Raw genomic sequence first — 20,312 nt, forward strand, 5'->3', positions numbered from 1 at the left:
ACGTTTTTATTGTACGCGCTTACTTGCCACACGACGATGTCTGACGCTCAACGAGCGCGCGCCGGGCATACGACATTCTTGAAAGACTCGCCAACAGTGCAAGAAAGGACGTAGCCGCCCCCAACCAAAGGGTTACCTGAACCGCCAGGCCAAGTGCCAGGGCAGCGCCCACCAAGGCGACACCAATCGACTGACCAACGGTGCGTACGGTACTCATCACCCCCGAGACGTTGGCGCTTCGCTCAGGCGGCAGGCTCGACATCATTTCACGATTATTGGGGGGCTGAAACAGGCCAAAACCAATTCCGCATAGCGCCGTGCGCCATAAACTTTCCACCACCCCCATCGACTCATTCACCAGCGCCAGAGCCACCAGCCCAACAATCAATAACACGAGCCCGGCGCTGGAAAGTACGCTGGGGTTGATGCGGTCGGCAAGCCTGCCTGCCAGCGGCCCTACCAACATGATGGCCAGTGGCCAAGGCGTAAATAGCCAGGCGGTTTCCAGAGGCGTAAAGCCCATCTGTTCCTGGTAGAAAAACGACAGCGCCACAAACGTCAGCCCCTGCCCTATAAACGCAAGGCCTGAGGCGGAAACGGCAAGGGTAAAGCGTTTTTCGGCAAACACGCTCAGTGGCAGTAAAGGGTACGGCGCGCGACGCTGGCGTGTAATAAAACCCGTACCGCTTGCGATGGAAAGAATCACCCAGGCACTTACTTGCCAGAAAGGTGCTGCGTGCCCTACGGCATCCATGGCCAAAAAGAAGCTTGCCAGCATCAGCATGGAAAGCAGTGCGCCCAGAAAATCAAAGCTGCCCTGGCGGGGCTTGTCTCGCGGCAGCGCACGGCTAGCCAGCCATAGCGAACACAGCCCCAACGGCAGATTGAGCGCAAACAGCCATGGCCAATCCACGAAAGAAAGAATCACCCCACTGAGCGTCGGCCCAGCGGCATAACCACCGGCCACGACCAGTGCACTTAACCCCAGCGCGCTGCCCAGTAGGCGCGAAGGAAAGATAGCCCGATAAAGCGAGGGGCCGATCGACAGAGTCGCTGCCGCCCCCAGGCCCTGCAGCGCACGAAATAACAACAATATTTCCAGGTTGCGTGAAAGTGCGGCACCCAACGCCCCCACCATAAAGGTGGTCAGGCCAAACAGGTAAATACGCCTGCGCGTCACAAGCTCGCTGATCCCGGCAAACACCAGCAGGAAAGCGGCACACACCACCTGAAACATGTTGGTGATCCATACCGCGCGAGACGCCGATGCGTCCAAATCCGCGGCAATGGTAGGCAAGGCAAGATTGATCATGGTGGTATCCACCACCGCCATCAGCGTGCCGGTAATCAGGGCCAGCACCGCTAAGGCGCGCTCCGGCCCAGGCAGGCCGTCATCACCAGGCCGTGTTTCAAACAGTCGCATGGGTGGGATGTTCCTAAACGAAACGACTAACACGTTAAAACCGGCCTAAGCCGGTTTTAACGTCAACAAGCGCTCATGCCGTGAAGCCCCTAGGGGCTTGTCAGGCAGGGCGCACTGGAAGCGCTGCGCGTTAATCCTGCTCGCTGTCGAGCAATAAAGCATCATCAACGTCAGAAATTTCCAGCGCCGTCTCATCATCCAGATCAATGGCGAGATAGCTGTGCTCGACGCGTAGAAATTGCTGAAAAAGCGACCAGTCAAGGGACTCTGGCCATTGGCGTTCATCCTCTTCCCAAGCGCGCAGCTCGGTTTCAAGGATTTCGACATGACGGTCGCGCACAAAAGTTTCCAGCGCTTCCGGGGTATCCATTTCAGGAATCAGATAAATGGTACTTTCACGTTCGACGTCGTCCAGTGTCAGGTCGTCGTCTCCCATGGTGGGTTCCAGCGCATTGATCCAGTCCACAAAGGGCTGGGTCGGCCTGACGCTCAGAGCGGAGCGGTTAAGCAGTTTCATGGGATTCTCCTCGCCGTCGAAACGTTGACCATTATGGGCGCTAAAACGCGCCCTTACCAATTTTTAGTCCACTTCTGGGCGCATTGCCGGAAACAGCAACACATCACGGATGGAAGCGCTGTCGGTAAACAGCATTACCAACCGGTCGATACCGATGCCCTCACCAGCGGTGGGCGGCATACCATACTCAAGCGCCCGCACGTAATCCGCATCATAGTACATGGCTTCCAGATCACCTGCGTCCTTCTCGGCGGCCTGCGCACGAAAACGCTCGGCCTGGTCTTCTGCGTCGTTGAGCTCCGAGAAGCCATTGGCGATTTCACGCCCGCCAACAAAGAACTCGAAACGGTCAGTGACAAACGGGTTGGCATCGTTGCGCCGTGCCAGCGGGCTGACCTCGGCCGGGTATTCGGTAATAAACGTCGGCTGGTCGAGCTTGTGCTCGGCCACTTCTTCGAAAATTTCCGTCTGGACTTTCCCCAGGCCCCAGCTGTCTTTGACCTTGATACCTAGCTTTTCAGCCGTTGCACGTGCCGCATCAAGCGACTCCAGATCAGCGTCCGTGATGCCATCGCCGTGATCAATAATCGACTGTTTGAGCGTCAGACGCTTGAACGGCTGGCCAAAGTCGTAGCTGGCACCCTGGTACTCAAGCAGGGTGGTACCCAGTACTTCCTCGGCGGCGGTACGCAGCATCGCCTCGGTCATGTCCATCAGGTCGTTATAGTCAGCATACGCCCAGTAGAACTCGACCATGGTGAATTCAGGATTGTGCCGTGTGGAAAGACCTTCATTACGGAAGTTGCGGTTGATTTCGAAGACCTTCTCGAAACCACCCACCACCAGGCGCTTCAGATAAAGCTCCGGCGCGATACGCAGGTACATATCCATGCCCAGCGCATTGTGATGGGTCACAAACGGACGCGCCGTGGCGCCGCCAGGGATCGGCTGGAGCATCGGCGTTTCTACTTCCATGAAGCCACGCGTTTCAAAGAAACGACGCATGGAGCTGATCACCGCCGCCCGTGTCTCAAACGCCTTGCGCGACTGCGGATTCATGATCAGATCCACATAGCGCTGGCGATAGCGTGCCTCCTGATCAGTCAGACCGTGGAATTTATCCGGCAGCGGACGCAAACTTTTAGTCAGAAGCTGCGCTTCGACCATCATCACGTACAGATCGCCCTTGCCGGATTTATGCACCGGGCCGCGCGCCGCCACGATGTCACCAATATCCCAGCCCTTGATGTCTTCAAGCACCTCAGCTGGCAGGCCTTTTTTATCCACGTAAAGCTGGATCTGCCCCGCCACGTCCTGAATAACGATAAATGGGCCTCGCTGGCGCATGATACGGCCTGCTACTGAGGCCTGGTGATCAAGCGCCTCAAGCTCAGCTTTGTCTTTATCGCCCAGCAGCTCCTGCAGCTCGACGGTCAGGCTGTCGCGGCGAAAGTCGTTTGGGAAAGCGCTCTTACCTTGCTCTGCTGCCAGCTCACGACGCGCGGTGAGCTTGGCGCGACGCTCAGCAATAAGATGGTTTTCGTTTTCAGGAGAAGACGCGTCTTGGTTAGCCATGGGGCACCCTATTCATGTTCGAACGCTAAAAAAATTACAAGCCTTGCTTGAGACTGGCGACGATAAACTGGTCCAGATCACCATCGAGGACCTTGTCGCAGTTGCTGGACTGTACACCGGTACGCAAATCTTTAATGCGCTGGTCATCAAGCACGTAAGAGCGAATCTGGCTGCCCCAGCCGATATCGGCTTTGGAGTCTTCCGCCTCCTGCTTGGCGGCATTGCGCTTTTGCATTTCATGCTCCCAGAGCTTCGCCTTTAGCTGCTTCATGGCAAAGTCACGGTTGGCATGCTGGCTGCGCTGGTTCTGGCACGCTACCACAATACCGGTAGGCTCGTGGGTGATCCGCACCGCCGAATCGGTGGTGTTAACGTGCTGGCCGCCCGCACCACTGGAGCGATAGGTATCTACACGTAGATCCGAGGGGTTAATCTCAACCTCAAAGCTATCGTCCACTTCAGGCGACATAAACACAGAGGCAAACGACGTGTGGCGACGGCCACCGGAGTCGAACGGGCTTTTACGCACCAGCCGGTGAACACCGGTTTCGGTACGTAGCCAGCCGAAGGCGTAATCGCCCTGAATATGCAGCGAGGCCGACTTGATACCTGCGACTTCGCCTGCGGAAATTTCGGTTATCTCAGCTTTAAAGCCGTGGCTTTCTGCCCAGCGCAGGTACATGCGCAGCAGAATATTGGCCCAGTCCTGCGCCTCGGTGCCGCCAGAGCCCGACTGGATATCCAAATAGGCATTATTTGCATCCATTTCGCCGGAGAACATGCGTCGGAACTCAAGTTTCTCAAGCGCCGCCTGCAGGCCATCAAGCTCTTTGCGCACTTCTTCAACCGTACCTTCGTCCTCTTCCATCTCGGCCAATTCCAGAAGGTCGCGGCTGTCGCCCAATCCCTGGTCCAGCTCGTCAATGGTCGCCACAATGGCTTCAAGGGAAGAGCGCTCTTTACCCAACTTTTGCGCGTAGTCCGGGTCGTTCCAGACATTCGGGTCTTCAAGCTCACGGGAAACTTCTTCTAGCCGATCTTTCTTCTCGGCATAGTCAAAGATACCCCCTAAGAACGTCTGTCCGCTCAGACAGGTCCTTGATCTGGTTGTGAATCGGGTTGGTTTCCAACATGGGTCGCCCTAGCCTTGGTCAGTGCCGCACGGTTCAAAAGAAAGACGCGCCGCTGAAGCGACACAGCTTGGCGATTCCAAGCCGGCACTGCAGCGGCGAAATTCTGAGAACGTATTGTAACGAAACCTAGCGCTTCTCGCATCCACTCGACTTATCCGCGCTCATGATTAAACCCGGCATTCGCCGGGTTTAAGGGAAGCCTCCTATTAACTCTTAAGAAACCTGACGGGGCACTGTTCTTGGGAGTACAGGTTTAAAAACGATAGGTTAGCTGGGCCCCAAAGCCGTGGGCTTCGTTTTTATAATCAGCTGAGTAGTTAGATGTAATAGGGGGCGTTTGTTGTCCCGCCACAGTAAAGCTATCTGTTTTGGTTTGATCTACCTGGGTTGAGCGCTCAGTGAGGTATGAGTAAGCGAAATCAAGTGTTAGATCTGGCGTCGGACTCCAGCCTGCACCAATTGAGAAAATGCGCCTATCATCCGACGGAATCCGCACGCTGCGCGTTGCATCCTGCGTTGGGGTGAAATCAAGCGCCACCCCGGCACGCAGGGCAAGCTGGGGCGTCAGCTGATATTCACCGCCGGTTGAGAATGCCCAGGCGTTGGAGTATTTCTGCTGCTCATTGGTGATCTCGCCACGCTCGGCGCCTGTGACCAGAATCTGATCGAATTCGCTCCAGCGCACCCAAGAAGCGCCAAACATAAGCTTGAGGTTATCGCTCATTTGCTGGGTCAGCGAGAGGTTGACCGTTTCAGGCGTGGTCAAATCCAATGCAGCGGTATCAGTCACGGTACCAATACCTAGTTGATCAAGCACTGGAGAGCTGGCAGAGAAGTTACCTTCAAGATTAAAATCAACTTTTGAACGATATGTTAAGCCAAATGTGGTTTCCGGTGCCGGCTGATAGATCACCCCCAGGTTATAGCCCCACGCCTCATCATCACCTTCAACGCGTGAGTCTACCTCAGTAATAATAGGCGCCCCGTTAGGCGCTTGCCCAACAGCAACAGGCACTTGGCGGCGCAACTCCCCCTCTACGCGGTTATACGTAACGCCTACACCCACACCCCACTGCTCGTTAAAGCGATAGGAAACGGTTGGCTGAGCGGTCATCACCTTGACTTCGGTATAGTTGCCCTGGTTACGTCCCTGGAAATCGCCTTCATACTCGGTTTTTGAGCCAAAAGGCGCATATACACCAAAACCGAAGGCTAGCTGCTCGTTGACCGGCTGCGCGTAAAAGGCAAAAGGCACCAGCGTGCCTGGCACCATATCGCCATCGTTGCTTCCGGCTACCGAGCCCAGCGGCAATGAGCCTGCTGGCGTTTGCAAAGAACGACTAGCTGAAGTGTTATCTATATCAGAATTGACGTTTAGATAAGTACCACCCACGGTTATCTGCGCGCGATCAAGAAACGACATACCTGCCGGGTTACCGTAAACAATGGTGGCATCGTGTACGTTAGAGCTACGCCCGGCATGGCTGTAGCCTTGGCCGCTAACACTCTGTTCGTTAATTTGGTAACCGCCAGCGTGCACTTGGCTTGCGAAGACAGCAGCCGACACCGCAGCTGCTAGCGTGAGCTTATTGAATTTATTATTCATGGTTAGCCTCTTGTCCCATTGATCCTGCGGATTGGCGCATCCGCTTGCGCTAGTTCTTTTGTATCTAGTTTTTGTATCTAGGCTTTTTATACGGCGTTCTTGCTTCTCAGTTTTGGCCTAAAGTGACCTTGGGTTCAAGGGCCAAACGAGCGTTTTATTTTGTTTTCCGCTTATACATTAGTCGCACGATCGTTTTAAATCGTTGTTTTAGTCGTTTTAAGTCTTTTTTAGCGCTTCTTTAAACCTTCTCCTTGACCTGTGTGTAACCCACAGGTTTTACACTTACACTCATCTCCGGCGACAGGAAGAGCGTGATGAAAGTCAGCGAGCTTGCCAAGCGCGGCGGTGTAACGGCAGAGACAGTCCGTCACTACACCCGTGAAGGTTTACTTTCCCCCCGGCGCCACCCGGATAACGGCTATCAGCTTTTTTCAAGCACCGACCTTGAGCGCCTGCACTTTATTCAGCGGGCGCGCAAGCTGGGGTTTAGCGTGGCCGAGATACACGACATTCTTCTGCACGCCGACCAGGGTGATTCGCCCTGTCCGCTGGTGCGCGACTTACTGGCCACCCGCCTGCCGCAAATTCGCGCGCGTATTGCCGAGCTTGAGGCCCTGGCCCAGCGCATGGAGCAGGCGCTGGAGAGTTGGCAGCACATGCCGGACGGTACGCCGGACGGACATAGCCTGTGCCGTCTTATCGAAAGTTTTCCCGATGAGTCATCTCCTCAGGAGGCCTTATGAATATCACCCGCGATTCGCGACGCGCTGTTTCACGCACCGTTCCCGGCATGAGCTGCCAGGGGTGCGTCAAGCGTATGCGTGAGGCTATCCAAACCGAAGACCCCGCCGCCGAGGTGGTGGGCACGCCGGCTGAGAAGCATTTAGCAGTTACTACTTGGCTTGAGGATGACGTACTGGATACCGCGCTTGCCAAAGCGGGTTATCCGTCAAGTAATGAGCCCTCTGTCGCCTCGGCGCCTGAACCCGAGGCGCCAGCTAGCACTTCGGTCTTCAACGGCACAGATGCAAGCACCAACCATTCACCTTCCTCTACACCTCGCCAACCTTCCGTGCGTCTGTCCATTAGCGGTATGACCTGCGCCAGCTGTGTCAAAAGCGTGCAAAACGCCTTGGCACATACCCAAGGCGTAGAAGCAGCCAGCGTCAACTTCGCCACTCATACCGCCCAGGTAATGGGCAGTGCCAAACAGCAAGCGCTTATCGAGGCTGTGGCCAGCGCTGGTTATACCGCCGAGCCGATTGTGGATATGCGCGAAGCCGAGCGTGTTCGTGCCGAGCAGGATGCCCTGACCTACCGGCAGCGGCTAAGGGGCAGTGCCGTTTCTCTAGCACTCGCCGTTCCGTTAATGCTCAGCATGTTTGTCTATCACCCTCATCCCATGGGTGCCGGCCGCGTTTACTGGCTGGCGATTGGTCTGCTGACACTTGGTATATTGGCATTCCCGGGCCGCCACTTCTTCGTCAATGCCTGGAAGAACCTCAAGCGTCACCAGGCCAATATGGATACGCTGGTCGCGATGGGCACGGGCACTGCCTGGCTCTACTCCATGGCGGTCGTGCTGTTTGCTCCCTGGCTGCCAGAGGCGGCCCAGGGTATCTATTTTGAAGCCTCGGCCATGGTGATTGGGCTTATCCTGCTGGGTAATGCCATGGAGCTTCGCGCCCGGGGACGTACCAGTAGTGCGTTAAAACGCCTGCTTGACCTGCAAGGCCGCACGGCGCGGGTGATTCGTGATGGCCAGGAGCAGGAAATCGACGTGGACGCGGTGCGTGAAGGCGACCATATCCGCGTGCGCCCCGGCGAGCGCCTGCCGGTTGACGGTAAAGTGACCGAAGGTCAGAGCCATATTGATGAATCCATGCTGACCGGCGAGCCGCTGGCAGTGCGCAAGCAAATAGGTGACGACGTCAGCGCTGGCACCGTGAATGGCAAAGGCGGGCTTGTTTACCGCGCCACGCGGGTAGGCCGCGACACCCGGCTTGGGCAAATCACCGAACAGGTCGCCAGCGCCCAGAATTCACGCCCGCCCATCGGCGAGCTAGCGGATAAGGTGTCCAGCATATTTGTGCCCTCGGTGATGATCATTGCCGTTCTGGCGGCGCTTGTATGGTTCAACGTAGGCCCTGAGCCACGGGTTATTCATATGCTGGTCGCCGCGACGACCGTACTGATCATCGCCTGCCCCTGTGCGCTGGGCCTTGCCACGCCGATTTCCACCATGATTGGCGTGGGCAAGGCGGCGCAGCACGGCGTACTGGTCAGAAACGGCGAGGCGCTGCAAACCGCAAGCAAGCTAACGACACTGGTAGTCGATAAAACCGGCACGCTCACCGAAGGTAAACCCAGCGTCACCAATGCGCAGATATTCGGTGAGAATCAAGCCACTGTGTTGGGTTTGATTCACGCACTGGAACGCGGCTCTGAGCACCCGTTGGCGACAGCCCTGATGGCTTACGCAGAAGAGCAAGGTGCCGTGCCTGTCGAGATTAAGAAGTTCGAAAGCGTGACGGGCGGCGGCGTGAAAGCCGAAACCCGCGACGGTAGAGCGCTATTGTTGGGCAATGCGCGCCTGCTTGAAGACGCAGGTGTGGATCTCAAGGCAGGTAAAGAACAGACACAGGCGCTGGAGGAGCAGGCCCGGACCCTGGTGTACCTGGCCGTGGATGGCCGCTTGACGGCTCTTTTCGGTATTAGCGACCCGTTGCGCGCTGACGCCGCCGCGGCGGTCAAGCGCCTCAAGCAGGATGGCCTGAAGGTGATCATGCTAACCGGTGATAACCCGCGCACCGCCGCGGCGATTGCCCATGAGGTAGGCATCACGACGTTCCAGGCGGGCCTGACACCAAGTGATAAACACGCTGAAATCAAGCGCTTGCAGCAGGCCGGCGAAATGGTTGGCATGGTGGGCGATGGCATCAACGATGCCCCCGCTCTGGCCCAGGCCAATGTCGGCTTTGCCATTGGTCAAGGAACCGATATTGCCATCGAGAGCGCGGGCATGACGCTGATGCGCGGCTCGCTTCACGGTGTGGCCTCAGCGATTGAAATCAGCCGAGCGACGCTTGCCAATATCAAGCAGAACCTGGTCGGCGCTTTTGGCTATAACGTGCTGGGTATCCCTATCGCCGCTGGGCTTCTATATCCAATGACCGGCATGCTACTTTCACCGATTATCGCCGGGGTCGCCATGTCACTTTCCTCCATCACCGTGGTCAGCAATGCCAACCGCCTGCGGTTCTGGAAGCCCGCCCAACAGGAGGCCTCATGAGCTTACTGGTTAATTTGCTAGGCTTGGGACTGATTGCTGTGATCGTCTGGTGGTTCTGGTTGGGCTGACGATATTAACTGACCCCGATATACCGCCCTGGCTTATGATTCAGGGCAATAATCAGATTGAGCGTGAGCGCGCCCAGCACCGAGTAGCCAACACGGTCCAGCGGTAGCTGGGTGAGCGCAAGCAGCAGGATCAGCCCATCAATGCCCAACTGCACGTAGCCAGCCCTGACGCCATGGCGCTCCTGCAGGTAAAGCGCCAGAATATTGATGCCGCCAAGGCTTGTGCGATGGCGAAACAGCATCAGCATGCCAATCCCCATCAGCGCCCCACCCATAAGCGCCGCATACAAAGACGGCACGCTTTCAAACTGCACCCAGCCCTGGGTCAATTCAGAAAACAGTGACACCATGCCAATGGCGATAAAGGTGCGCAGTGTAAAGCTCCACCCCATGCGCTTGATCGCCAAGTAGTAAAACGGCAGATTGATGGCAAAAAACCAGAACCCGAACCCCCACTGTGTGACGTAATTAAGCAAGAGCGCCAGCCCGGCGGTGCTGCCCGTCATCAGCACTGCCTGGGTGTAAAAGGTGACGCCCAGGGCCACAAAGAACGTGCCCAGCAGCATCGCCATCACATCTTCATAAGGGCGGTGCGGGTCCTTAGGGAGATCTTCCACGTGCATCCAAACGTCCTTATTCGAGTTATTAGATGAGAGAGAACCGAAGTTAAACGACGCGGGCGTGCTCCACCATCAGTTGCAGAGACTCGCGACCTCGCCAGCGGTTGCGGTTGAGCTTGTAAGCGCAGTGCAGCGTATCGCCGATGGTGAACGCAGGCAGCTCGCCCGGTGTCAGGGCACGAAACCAGATCGCCTTGCAGGTGATGGCGCCCATGGAGAGTTCCAGCATCAAGTGCGCGCCATCGGCCCCTACCGGGCGCAGCGCTTCGACGATAAAGCGCCCTTCAAATAGCGGAGCGTCAAACTCGCGGCCATAGGGGCCAAGCGCGTCGATCTCTTCAAGCGTGGCCAATGAAAGCTGCGCGGTGGAGAGCTCGCCGTCTGTCCAGAGGCGGGGATAGAGCGCCCGCCCTTCCAACTGCTCGGTCACAGCCGTAAGAAAGGCCTGCTTGAAGGCATCCAGTTGCGCGCGGGGAACACCCACCCCCGCTGCTCCGCTGTGCCCGCCAAAGCGCGGCAGCGCCTCAGGTGCCAGCTCAAAAGTACGCTGCAGCGCATCGCGCATATGCAGCCCGTCGATTGAGCGCCCAGAGCCGGTCAACATGTTGGGGGCGGCAGCCCGGGTCAGCACCAGCGCTGGCCTGCCGTAAGCCTGAACCAACCGGGACGCCACGATACCCTGAACGCCAGGATGACCATCTTCCAGTAACACCACCACGGCCGGCTCATCGGCCATTAGCGCACTGGCCGCCAGTGTGCGCGCCTCTTCAGCCATATCGGCCTCGATCGCCTTGCGCGACTGGTTATCCTGATCGAGCACTTCCAACTGCCGGTTGGCGACGGCGTCACTCTCGGCCAGCATGAAATGCAATGCGGCGTAAGGGTCATCCAGCCGCGAGCGGGCGTTAATCCGTGGCCCCATCTGAAAAGCCAGGGTTTCAGCATTGAACGGCACGCTATCGGCGCCCAGACGTGCAGCCATGGCGCGCCAACAGGCGGCATCCATACGATTGATCAGGGCCAGCCCGTAGCTCACCACGGCGCGGTTAGCCGGGCTGCCACCCAGTGACACGCAATCCGCCACAGTGCCCAGCGCCACATAGGAGAGCCAAGGGGAAAGCTTAGGCGTCGCCCCCGGCAACACGCCCCATTCCACCAATACGCCACGCGCCAGCGACATCAAAAGCCAGGCGACCATACACCCGGCAATGGTTTTATCCGGATAGGCGCAGTCATCACGCGTGGGGTTCACACAGGCGTATGCCGAAGCGGGTGGGCCTTCCTGGGGCAGCGCGTGGTGATCACTGACCACCACATCAATACCCGCGGCTTTCAAGCGTGCGATACGCGGCTCATCAGAACTGCCGCAGTCGGCGGTAATCACCAGCGTAGGCAGCGGCTTGAGCGACAGCGTGCGCTCAACCAAAGGCAGACTGATGCCGTAGCCATCGTGAATACGGTGGCCAATCAGACTATGTAGTTTATGTTCAGGAACGCCAAACAGCTCCACCAGGGTTCGCCGGATCACTACGTGGGAGGTAATGCCGTCCACATCGTAATCGGTCAGGATTCCGATGGATTCCCCTTCGGCGACCGCCTGAGCGATACGCTCGGCAGCACGTCGCCCATCGGCAAGCCTTTCCGGGTGCGCCAGATAGCGCAGGCTGGGCGTTACCAGCGGAGCAAGCTCGCCCTGATACCCAGGCAGCCGTGAGGCCAGAAGGCGCGCCTGAAGCTCGCTTAAACCTTCTGCCTGGGCACGGGTATAAACAGCCTCGTCCACTGGACGAGGCTCTAGCTTCAGCTGCGTTGTATGCTGAGGCTTAACGTGCTGAGAAACATCTGGCAAAGCGGTTATCCTGCGTTAACGACGGTTATCCGCAACAAACTGCTGAACGGCGCTCAACTCAGCGGGCAGCACCGTGTAGCGTTCCTCACGCTCCAGCAGGTCATCCATATGGGTAGGCAATGGTACGCCTTGGAAGCCCGCCTTCACCACGGCCTCGGCAAACTTGGCGGGGTGCGCAGTGGCAAGCGTAATCATCGGCGTGGTCTGATCCATGCGGGCGCGCTCGGCTGCCCGATAACCGGTTGCGGTATGCGGGTCGAGCATTTCGCCAGTACGATGGTGCGCTTCGCGGATGACTTCCAAGATGGTCGCATCGTCCACACTAAAGCTTGAGAACTTCTCGCGCAGCTTGGCAAGCGGAGCATCGGCAAGGGCCGTGGGTTCTTGCTGAAAACGCTCCAGCAACGCCGCCACGGCGGCTCCGTCACGCTCATAAGCATCAAACAGCAGGCGCTCGAAGTTCGACGACACCACGATATCCATGGAGGGCGCGAGCGTTGCCTCAAGCTCCTTCTTGGAGAAGTCGTTGGCGGCCAGCGTCCGGTGGAGAATATCGTTGGCGTTGGTGGCAATAATGAATTGCTTCACCGGCAGGCCCATCTTGTAGGCCATATAGCCTGCAAAGACGTTGCCAAAGTTGGCCGACGGAACGCAGAAGCTGACCTCGCGATGGGGGGCGCCCAGCGCCACGCCTGATGCCACGTAATAGACAATCTGGGCCATGATGCGTGCCCAATTGATCGAATTGACGGCGACCAGGCGCGTGCCGCTCAGGAAGCTCTGATTGGCAAAGCTTGCCTTGACCATCGCCTGGGCGTCGTCGAAGTTCCCCTCGATGGCAATATTGAAGACGTTATCTGCTAATACCGAGGTCATCTGGCGACGCTGCACTTCGGATACCCGCTTATGCGGATGCAGAATGAAGATATCCAGGTTATCGCAGTGGCGGCAGCCTTCAATCGCCGCCGAGCCAGTGTCGCCGGAGGTCGCGCCCATGATCACCGCGCGCTCGTTGCGTTTTTTCAGGAAATGATCAAGCAGGCGGCCTAAAAGTTGTAACGCCACGTCTTTAAACGCAAGCGTCGGGCCATGAAACTGCTCAAGCAGGAAATGATTGGCATCCAGCTGCTTGAGCGGCACCACCGCATCGTGGGTGAAGGTGGCGTACGCGTCGGTCACGATGGCGCGGAAAGTGTCGTCGTCGATCTCGCCGTTCACAAACGGCTTCATCACCCGAAAGGCAATTTCGGCATAGGAGAGCCCGGCCATATCGGCCAGGGCTTCCTTGGAAAGCGTAGGTATCTGCTCGGGCACGTAAAGGCCGCCGTCGCTGGCCATGCCCGTCAACACTACTTCTTCAAAAGAGAGCGCGGGCGCTTGCCCACGCGTGCTGATATAGCGCATATCGACTTACTCCCCTTCGCTCAGGCTTTCCACGCGAATGCGCGTGACGGGACCTGCGATATCAGCCATGGCTTCGATTTCGCGAATGGCTTCGTTCATCTGCTTCTCTTTGGTGCGGTGAGTCAGCAGGATGATCGGTACCAGCTCGCCTTCGGTTGCCTCTTTTTGGATCAGCGCTTCAATGGAAATGCTCTGCTCGGCAAGGATGGTCGCCACACGCGCCAGTACGCCGGGGCGATCCACGGCTAGAAGACGCAGGTAGTAGGCCGTAGTGATATCTTCCATGGGCATGATCGGCAGCTGGCTGACATCTTCATCAATGCCGCTGAACGCCAGGTAAGGCACGCGGTAATGGTGGTCGGTGGTGATGTCACGAGCCACGTCCAGCACGTCAGCAACCACGGCTGAAGCCGTCGGCTCAGCACCGGCTCCTGCGCCGTAGTAAAGCGTGGGGCCTACTGCATCACCCATGACGGCAATGGCGTTTTTCACGCCGTGCACGTTGGCAAGCAAGCGCTCCTTGGGAATCAGCGTGGGATGAACACGCAGCTCAAGCCCTTGGTCGGTACGCTTGGAAATACCTAGATGCTTGATGACGTAGCCCAGGTTATCGGCCTGTTCAACGTCTTCAGCGGTAATTCGTGAAATGCCTTCGGTGAAGGCTTTTTCAAATTGCAGCGGCACGCCGTAGGCAATCGAGGCCAGAATGGTCAGCTTGTGCGCGGCATCGATGCCTTCCACGTCAAACGTGGGGTCGGCTTCGGCATAACCCAACGCTTGCGCTTCGGCAAGCACATCTTCAAAAGCCCGGCCTTCGTCGCGCATATGGGTCAAGATATAGTTGCCGGTGCCGTTGATGATGCCGGCTACCCACTCGATACGGTTGGCGCCCAAGCCTTCACGCAGTGACTTGATGACCGGGATACCACCAGCAACAGCGGCTTCAAAGGCAACGATAACGCCCTTCTCATGGGCCGCCTTGAAGATTTCATTGCCGTGTACCGCAATCAGCGCCTTGTTGGCGGTAACCACATGCTTGCCATTGGCAATCGCGGTGAGTACCAGCTCACGGGCCATATCGTAGCCGCCAATCAACTCGATCAGCACATCAATGTTAGGGTTGGTGGCCACCTCGAACATGTCGGTGGTGGCATTAATACCGGTAATATCGCAGTCGGGGTGAATGCTACGGTGAGCGACTTGCTCAATCACAATAGGACGGCCCGCACGGCGTGCAATATCGTCAGCGTTGCGTGTTAATACATTAAATGTGCCACCGCCAACCGTGCCTAGCCCACAAATGCCTACTCTTACCGGTTTCAAAATACATCCCCTTTCGTGGTGGGCGCTTGCCGCGCCCGGTCTTAAATTCAGTGTCTCAGCGTCACCGTTACTTAACGGCGCTTCTATGGGTGGTACCTGATTGCATCGTACCTGATTAGCTCATGACTAATCAGTCGTACTTATGCGTCACCCAAGCCTAACATGGCGGCGAGCCTTTCTGGCGGTACATAGCCCGGCACCAGCTGGCCATCGGGTAGAATAATCGCGGGCGTCCCCTGAACCCCCAGCTCCATGCCCAGATTATACTGCTCGGCGACCGGATTATCGCAATCCGAAGGGCCGGATAGCGCCTGGCGCTGCTGAGCACGGGTCATGGCTTCGCTGCGATTATCGGAACACCACGCCTGCTGCATTGATTTCGCCGCATCGCTATTCATACCCGCCCGCGGGAAGGCTAGGTAATGCACCGCAATCCCACGCTCGTTAAGCTCGGGCACGGCCTCATGAAGCCGCTCACAGTATGGGCAGGTGGGATCGGTAAATACCACCACGGTAGCTTTTGGCTCATCCACACCTCGGTAGACAATGCGCTCGGACTCTGGAATGGCGGCAAGCGCGGCGACACGCTCCTGGTTTTTGGCCTGCTCGGTTAAATTGATCAAGCCGGTCGCAGTATTCTCGAAAAGATCGCCGACCAGGAAATGGCTGCCATCGGCATTGGAATAGAACGATTCGCCGCTTTCCAGGCGCACGTGATAAATACCGTCCATCGGTGTAGCGTCCACTTGCTCGACAGGCATTGGCTGGCCGTTAACCTGGAGCGATTCGCGCAGCTGGTCGGCCGTGGCATCGGCGTGCGCGGCGACAGGTAGAACACTTGCCATGGCGAGCGTGAATAAAGCAGAGCGTAAAGAGGGGGTAACCATACGTTGGCGCATTCTTTCTTCAACCTCGCGGATGATGTTCGGCATGCAGGTTTTCCAAGCGCGCTTGGGCAACATGCGTATAAATTTGAGTCGTCGATAAATCGCTATGACCTAACAGCAGCTGTACGACCCGTAAATTGGCCCCATGATTCAATAAATGTGTCGCAAATGCATGCCGTAATGTGTGTGGCGACAGCGGACGTGAAATTCCTGCGGTGATGGCATGGGCTTTTATACGATGCCAGAAGGTTTGCCGGGTCATGGCTTTATCACTGCGGCCCGGAAACAGCGCGGGCTTTGTTGGGTCGCTCATGAGTGCAGGCCTGGCCGTTTTCATATAGTGCGCAAGCCAATCCGCTGCTTCCTCCCCCATGGGCACCAGGCGGTCTTTATCGCCTTTGCCGCGTACACGTACCACGTTTTGGCGCAGATTCACCGCATCGCCGGTGAGTGAAACAAGTTCCGACACGCGCAACCCGCAGGCGTAAAGCAGCTCCAGCATGGTGCGATCGCGCGCACCCAACGGCGTGGCAGTATCCGGCGCCATCAGCAGGCGCTCGACTTCCGCTTCGTCCAGCGTATTGGGCAAACCCGGCACCACTCGCGGCAGTTTAACCTCGGCGAGCGGGTCGCTTATCACGTGGCCCTGCAGGCGTGCCCAACGATAAAAGCTGCGCAGCGTCGATAACAGCCGGGCGTTACTGCGTAGTTGATAGCCTTGCTCGCGTCGCGCCTCAAACCACAAGGCAAGCCGCTCAGGCGCAGGAGAGAGCAGGTCTTCCTCCTGCAGCGCCAAGTGCTGCTGCCAGGCCGTCAAATCATGCCGATAGGCCGCTAACGTATGGTCGCTTGCACCCTGCTCCAACCATAGGGCATCCAAGAAGGCATCAATGACGCTCATACGCTAACAGTCTCTGAGGTAATAGGCGTATATAAACAAAACCCCGCCCCGCAAAGCGGTGACGGGGTCTGGTATCCAGGGCGCGGTCAATAACGCACGCCCGAGAAAAACGGCGTTTAAGCCAGCTTTTCCTTGATACGCGCTGACTTACCGCTACGCTCACGCAGGTAGTACAGCTTGGCTTGACGCACGTCACCACGACGCTTGACTTCAATAGAGTCAACCAGCGGGCTGTAGGTCTGGAAAGTACGCTCAACGCCAACACCGTGAGAAATTTTACGTACGGTGAATGCGGAGTTCAGGCCACGGTTACGCTTACCGATAACCACACCTTCGAATGCCTGCAGACGCTCGCGGGTGCCTTCCTTAACTTTAACCTGAACGACGATGGTGTCGCCGGGAGCGAAAGAAGGGATCTCTTTACCCATCTGCTCGTTTTCGATCGCCTGGATCACCTTGTTCTTGCTGCTCATCTTCATACTCCTAAATAACGTAATGGCTTGCCACGCAGTTGTGGAAGGGGCAAACCGTGATCCCGGCGCTCGAAACGAGCTTCGCGGGAGTCGTTATGGGTGACGCAGGTACGTAGGGGAAAGGCCCTTTGCGTCCTGCACCGCCGCTCTGAACTACCTGGCGGACAGAGCGTGTTCCTCGATAAACTCGTTCAGCAGCTGCTGCTGCTCGGCATTAAGCTCGCGCCCTTCCAGCAGGTCGGGGCGGCGCTGCCATGTACGGCCTAACGACTGCTTTAACCGCCAGCGCTTGATAGCTGCATGATTACCGCTTAGCAGCACATCCGGCACGCTTTTACCGTCAATCACTTCAGGACGGGTATAGTGCGGGCAGTCCAGCAGACCGTCGTTAAACGAGTCTTCGACAGCGGAGTCCTGATGCCCCAATACGCCGGGGACCAACCTTGCCGCCGCATCAATCAGCACCATGGCAGGCAGCTCACCGCCGCTCAGCACATAGTCACCAATTGACCATTCTTCATCGATGTCACTTTCCACCACACGCTCATCAATACCTTCATAGCGCCCTGCCACCACCACAAGGGGGCCAGCAGCCGCTAACGCCTGAGCACCTTTTTGATCAAGCTTGCGCCCCTGAGGCGAAAGATAGATCACTGTAGGCACTTGGCCGGTTGCTTGATGCGCCCGTTCTCGGGCATCGTGGATAGCGCTACGTAGCGTATCGACTTTCATCAACATGCCAGGGCCACCACCGTAAGGGCGGTCATCCACGCTGCGATGACGGTCAGTGGCATAATCCCGCGGATTCCAGAACTCCAGTGAAATGCGCTGTTTCTCTATCGCCCGACCCACTACGCCTTGTTGCGTCAAGGCATCGAACATCTCGGGAAACAACGAAACCACACCAATCCACATTGCGGGCGTTTCCATGTTATTGCCAGTTCCCGCTGCTTGCGCGTCGGGAGTTGTGTCATTATTCAAAACTCAGGATCCCAGTCAACGACCATACGGCCATCTTCAAGGCTGATTTCAACAATCACATCATCAGGCAAAAACGGGAGCAACCGCTCGCGTTTGTCGATTGCGTCCTCATCACCGCGAACCACCATGACATCGTTGGCGCCGGTTTCAAACAGGTAGCTTACCCGTCCCAACCGCTCGCCGGCTTGAGTGAAAACAGCCAGGCCTTCAAGCTCATGCCAGTAATACTCATCGGCTGCAAGCGCGGGCAGTGCACTCTTGGGCAGTACGATATCCGTTTGGGCCAGTGTTTCAGCCGCATCCCGGTCATCCACGCCTTTCAATTGCACTACAAGGCCCTTGCCCTGCCGACGTCCCTGAACAATGGTCATGGGCGTCAGAGTTTCCCCCTTGCGCACCCACCATTCGGGGTAGTCCAGAATGCTGTCCATGGGGTTGGTGTAGGAATACACCTTGAGCCAACCTTTCACCCCGTGAGGGCTAGTCAGCTTGCCTAACACCACATGCGTGTCGTCAGTATGGCTTGTTTCTAAACGCGTCATCGACGACCTCGACTACAACATCAGGCTCAAGCGAACAGGCTTAGGCCTGTTTACGCGCTTCTTTAACCAGCTCAGCAACACGACCAGACAGCTGGGCGCCTTGGCTCTGCCAGTGAGTAACACGCTCTAGATCAACGCGCAGACGCTCTTCCTGACCACGGGCAACCGGGTTGAAGAAGCCAATACGCTCGATGAAACGGCCGTCACGGGCGTTACGCGAGTCGGTAACAGTCAGGTGGTAAAAGGGACGCTTCTTGGCGCCACCACGTGCCAAACGAATGGTAACCATACGATAACTATCCTTCGGTTGAGGTTACGAGAGTGGAAAATAGCGCAAACCGCCACCAGAACACTCATCATACTGTTTTCTTGATACGCCGCTCACTCAAAGATAAGTGGTTGCTTTGTATCATTTTAAGGCCTTCACGACCGGATGTGACGGCAATGCTTGCGCATATTTTGCCAACACCCACGCATGAAGAGGCCGCATTCTACGCAAATGTGCCCGAATTGGAAAGCCTGACAGCCAGAAAACTCACATTACGTCAACCGCCGCATTCGCCTAACGACGTCAACCAGAGGAGTATAAACAAGCCACTTTATATAGGCGGTTGCAGTCGCGGCTATTATTGACTGCAGTTAGGCACTGGCGCGCTCAACCAGTGTCACGCCCACTCTAATAACCTGTGTTGCGCGGGCGGGAGTCTGTAGCCGGGCATCAAGCAGGCGCAGCGCCGCCAGCGCCGTCTCACGCACCGGATTGCGTACTGTGGTTAGCGGGCAGCGCCCCCAGGCGGCTCCCGGCACATCATCAAACCCGGTAATTGCCACCTCATCCGGCACCTTGATGCCCCGCTGCGCGGCCGCTTCGACCACACCCAGCGCCATGGCGTCATTGGCACATATAATGCCATCAAGCATCAGGCCAGCATCCAATAGCCTTCCACCCTCCTCCACGCCGCTGTGCAACGAAAAATCCCCTCGGCGCTGTGCCGTCAGCGCTAACCCATGATGCGTCAGCGCCTGTTCGACACCCAGCCGACGCTCCTGGTCAGAGAACGTATCCAGCGTGCCGCCCAGCCAGGCGATACGCTGTCTGCCCTGCTGAACAAGCCGGTCGACCAGTAGGCGCATACCTTTGCTGTTGTCACAACACACCGCGTCGGCTTCACTTTTTTCAAGCACCCGGCCAATCAACACAAGCGGCGCCCCCGAGGCGCGACACCGGTCCGCCACTTCTCGGCTGACCGAACCTGCAGCGACAATTGCGCCATCCACTTGGTACGCCAGCGCGTGGTCGAGCATTTCCATCAGGCTGGCATCCTTGAACATGGGTAACAGCAGCGGCTGATAGCCGTGAGCGCTTAATGCCTGGGCAAGGTGTTCCAGCAGCCAGGCTTCATAAGGTCTGGATATTTCGCCCACAACCACCGCAATCAGTCCGGTACGCTGGCCAGTCAACCCACGGGCGATCAGGTTGGGCCGATAGCCAAGCGCTTGCGCCACCGCCAGCACGTGCTCGCGTTTTTTCGCCGACACCGAGGCTCCAGGCGTGAAGGCACGCGACACCATGGCGCGCGATACCCCGGCGGCTCTGGCGACATCATCGGCGGTTACGCGCATCGGCATACCCGACCGGCTCTGGCTATTTCAAACATGCTTCAGCGCTCTCTTAACCTGATAACGCCGCCATCCTAGCATTTCTTTATGGCCTTTAA

General features: G+C 57.3%; 18 protein-coding genes. 2 read left to right on the plus strand and 16 right to left on the minus strand.

Annotated features, from left to right (window positions below):
- Positions 1-19: 19 nt before the first annotated feature.
- The 5 genes from ELY38_RS03350 to ELY38_RS03370 all read right to left on the minus strand — a co-directional run bounded on the left by ELY38_RS03350 (position 20) and on the right by ELY38_RS03370 (position 6,254).
- A complete protein-coding gene (locus tag ELY38_RS03350) occupies positions 20-1,423 on the minus strand; it encodes an MFS transporter (RefSeq protein WP_127060080.1) in 1,404 nt (467 codons plus the stop codon).
- Positions 1,424-1,553: 130 nt separating this feature from the next.
- Complete coding sequence (locus tag ELY38_RS03355; protein WP_126950774.1) at positions 1,554-1,940, minus strand: hypothetical protein; 387 nt, start codon at positions 1,938-1,940, stop codon at positions 1,554-1,556.
- A gap of 63 nt (positions 1,941-2,003) precedes the next feature.
- Positions 2,004-3,515 carry a lysine--tRNA ligase gene (gene lysS / locus ELY38_RS03360; RefSeq protein ID WP_127060081.1) on the minus strand — a complete coding sequence of 504 codons (1,512 nt, stop codon included), beginning with the start codon at positions 3,513-3,515 and terminating at the stop codon, positions 2,004-2,006.
- Positions 3,516-3,549: 34 nt separating this feature from the next.
- A protein-coding gene (gene prfB, locus ELY38_RS03365) for a peptide chain release factor 2 (RefSeq protein ID WP_127060082.1) occupies positions 3,550-4,648 on the minus strand; the annotation gives its coding sequence in 2 pieces (ribosomal slippage) (positions 3,550-4,572 and positions 4,574-4,648; 1,098 coding nt in all).
- 253 nt (positions 4,649-4,901) lie between these two features.
- Entirely contained in the window at positions 4,902-6,254 is a 1,353-nt protein-coding gene (locus ELY38_RS03370; protein WP_127060083.1) for an OmpP1/FadL family transporter, read from the minus strand.
- A 314-nt stretch (positions 6,255-6,568) separates the two neighbouring features.
- Here ELY38_RS03370 and ELY38_RS03375 point away from each other — a divergent pair, with 314 nt between their 5' ends.
- Both ELY38_RS03375 and ELY38_RS03380 read left to right on the plus strand, forming a co-directional pair.
- Positions 6,569-6,997 carry a MerR family transcriptional regulator gene (locus ELY38_RS03375; RefSeq protein ID WP_126950777.1) on the plus strand — a complete coding sequence of 143 codons (429 nt, stop codon included), beginning with the start codon at positions 6,569-6,571 and terminating at the stop codon, positions 6,995-6,997.
- Entirely contained in the window at positions 6,994-9,546 is a 2,553-nt protein-coding gene (locus ELY38_RS03380; protein WP_127060084.1) for a heavy metal translocating P-type ATPase, read from the plus strand. The genes ELY38_RS03375 and ELY38_RS03380 overlap by 4 nt, the downstream gene beginning before the upstream one ends.
- A 73-nt stretch (positions 9,547-9,619) precedes the next feature.
- Here ELY38_RS03380 and ELY38_RS03385 read toward each other — a convergent pair whose 3' ends face one another.
- From ELY38_RS03385 to ELY38_RS03435, 11 genes are all read right to left on the minus strand, one after another.
- Positions 9,620-10,237 (minus strand): YitT family protein, encoded by a 618-nt coding sequence (locus tag ELY38_RS03385; protein WP_127060085.1) that lies wholly within the window; start codon positions 10,235-10,237, stop codon positions 9,620-9,622.
- Between the two features lie 43 nt (positions 10,238-10,280).
- Complete coding sequence (locus ELY38_RS03390; RefSeq protein ID WP_246009054.1) at positions 10,281-12,083, minus strand: single-stranded-DNA-specific exonuclease RecJ; 1,803 nt, start codon at positions 12,081-12,083, stop codon at positions 10,281-10,283.
- Positions 12,084-12,098: 15 nt separating this feature from the next.
- Positions 12,099-13,487 (minus strand): threonine synthase, encoded by a 1,389-nt coding sequence (gene thrC, locus ELY38_RS03395; protein ID WP_127060086.1) that lies wholly within the window; start codon positions 13,485-13,487, stop codon positions 12,099-12,101.
- Between the two features lie 6 nt (positions 13,488-13,493).
- Positions 13,494-14,810, minus strand: coding sequence for a homoserine dehydrogenase (locus ELY38_RS03400; protein WP_127060087.1), 1,317 nt, complete (start codon positions 14,808-14,810; stop codon positions 13,494-13,496).
- Between the two features lie 140 nt (positions 14,811-14,950).
- Positions 14,951-15,742 carry a DsbC family protein gene (locus ELY38_RS03405; RefSeq protein WP_127060088.1) on the minus strand — a complete coding sequence of 264 codons (792 nt, stop codon included), beginning with the start codon at positions 15,740-15,742 and terminating at the stop codon, positions 14,951-14,953.
- A complete protein-coding gene (xerD, locus tag ELY38_RS03410) occupies positions 15,717-16,598 on the minus strand; it encodes a site-specific tyrosine recombinase XerD (protein WP_127060089.1) in 882 nt (293 codons plus the stop codon). The genes ELY38_RS03405 and xerD overlap by 26 nt, the downstream gene beginning before the upstream one ends.
- 116 nt (positions 16,599-16,714) lie before the next feature.
- Positions 16,715-17,071 (minus strand): 50S ribosomal protein L19, encoded by a 357-nt coding sequence (gene rplS / locus ELY38_RS03415; protein ID WP_127060090.1) that lies wholly within the window; start codon positions 17,069-17,071, stop codon positions 16,715-16,717.
- A 153-nt stretch (positions 17,072-17,224) separates the two neighbouring features.
- Positions 17,225-17,986, minus strand: a complete 762-nt coding sequence (gene trmD, locus ELY38_RS03420; RefSeq protein ID WP_127060151.1) for a tRNA (guanosine(37)-N1)-methyltransferase TrmD — start codon at positions 17,984-17,986, stop codon at positions 17,225-17,227.
- A gap of 62 nt (positions 17,987-18,048) precedes the next feature.
- The gene (gene rimM / locus ELY38_RS03425; protein ID WP_127060091.1) at positions 18,049-18,594 is read right to left on the minus strand and encodes a ribosome maturation factor RimM; all 546 of its coding nucleotides are present in this window, start codon (positions 18,592-18,594) and stop codon (positions 18,049-18,051) included.
- Positions 18,595-18,634: 40 nt separating this feature from the next.
- Positions 18,635-18,883, minus strand: a complete 249-nt coding sequence (rpsP, locus tag ELY38_RS03430; protein WP_009724081.1) for a 30S ribosomal protein S16 — start codon at positions 18,881-18,883, stop codon at positions 18,635-18,637.
- Between the two features lie 350 nt (positions 18,884-19,233).
- A complete protein-coding gene (locus ELY38_RS03435; protein WP_127060092.1) occupies positions 19,234-20,223 on the minus strand; it encodes a LacI family DNA-binding transcriptional regulator in 990 nt (329 codons plus the stop codon).
- Between the last annotated feature and the right edge of the window lie 89 nt (positions 20,224-20,312).

The organism is Vreelandella nanhaiensis (assembly GCF_003990185.1).
Lineage (GTDB): Bacteria > Pseudomonadota > Gammaproteobacteria > Pseudomonadales > Halomonadaceae > Vreelandella > Vreelandella nanhaiensis.